Annotated in this window: 1 protein-coding gene and 1 pseudogene; both read right to left on the reverse strand. The window is 41.3% G+C overall.

The window, feature by feature from the left end:
- A partial coding sequence (locus ACR2F7_RS15605) for a GntR family transcriptional regulator (RefSeq protein ID WP_432714472.1) occupies positions 1-689 on the reverse strand: 689 nt, incomplete at its 3' end.
- 41 nt (positions 690-730) lie between these two features.
- Positions 731-1,603 (reverse strand): annotated as a pseudogene (locus ACR2F7_RS15610) (hypothetical protein); the annotation flags it as partial.

Raw genomic sequence — 1,603 nt, forward strand, 5'->3', positions numbered from 1 at the left:
ATGATTTCCCGTGGGTAATAACTTTTAGTTGGAAAAATAAGTTTCAGCGTATGATATTTGTGAAGTTCCTCCATTGCCATTTCCAAAGATTTGAAAATATTATCTTCAAAATCCTCGTACACCATAGCGCAATCCTTGTTAATTCCGGGAAGCTTATTTCCCAGGATAACGAGTTTATGGCTTGGGATTGAATTGATGAGCTCACATGCCCTTTCACTGCCCTCTAAAAAGTGAGGAAGGATGACAAAATGAGAATACAGTTCCAGTTTATCCTTGATGAAAGTCTCAAAAGTAGAAAAATCATTATGATAAATAAACAAGTCTGTCGGCACATCACTACCCAGGGTATCAACAAAACCATCATAAACGATCTTTTTATACGGGCTAAATTTATTGAAAAGCAGGCAAACTTTGAGTGTCTGCCTACATTCACTATTACTGATGTAGAAGCCTTTACCGGGCACCGATTTTAATACCCCTGCCATTTTCAGGTTCTTGTAGGCTTTTTCTGCTGTATCTCTGGAGATCTCTAATGCTCGGCTGATGTCGCAGATGGAGGGTAGAATATCATTTTTTTGAAAGGAGCCAGCTTCTATCGCTGAAATGATATGATTGGTTAACTGAATATATTTTGGCGTAGCAGAGCATTCATCAATGCAAATGTGTTTAAAAGAATTAATCAGTTTCATCGTCTTACAATTAAAATTATAACCTTATTAATTAATGATCTTTACATCATTTTCTCTAAACCTTCCCATTTTACTTTCCACTTCCCGTTTTTAGGAAAACCCGGGGTTTCTATGGTATTTCCATCCCATCCTGCACACATCATAGCCACTGCAGTCAGTAATCCACCATTGCCCGGCAGATAAATCCGCAACCGTTCATCCTGGTAATTGTGACCGGTTGGCAGGTAAGTGTTCGTCTGGATATTCATCATCAAGGCATCTACTGCTTTTTCAGGCATACCTAATCTGGCAGCAGCCATTGCCGTCATTGGAAAATCCCAACCCCAGGTATCGCTCCATGTCCAGGTATCCCATACCAATCCAAAAGTTTTCTTCATCACCGCTTTATCCAGCAAACTGGTTTGAGGTAACATCCCGTAAGTAGCCAGTACAGAAGGGTGATCTGTTTTATATTCAGGATTGGTATATGAATCGGTTGCACTTTCCGCAGCCAGGTATACGCCATCTTGTTTAGGCAATGGCGAAAGATTAGCAATGACATCTGCCCATTTCTTTTCAGGTGCCATATTCAGTCGGCTGCGCCATTCCTGTGCAGTATGTAATGCCCATTCCCAGTAAGCAAGCTCATAGGTAGGGTTAAAAGTTTCTAAGGCCTTAAAGCGCTCCTGTGCTGGAATTAATCCCGGGCCGAGCACATATTTTTTTGTTTGTTTATTGTATTGCGCAAAGGAGGCCATAAAATCTGCCGTAGCAAATACCAGGTCTTTATATTTCTCCAGTGTATCTTTAACAGGGTGAGCGCGATATAACAATTCTGCAAAAGTGATCAGGTGTGGCTGTTGCCAGATCAGCATGGCACCCACTGATGAAGGACTCTCATTGCCATTATGGTCAGTCATCTTTTGCCACCGCAC

The sequence above is a fragment of the Pedobacter sp. genome, from assembly GCF_045628745.1.
Classification (GTDB): domain Bacteria; phylum Bacteroidota; class Bacteroidia; order Sphingobacteriales; family Sphingobacteriaceae; genus Pedobacter.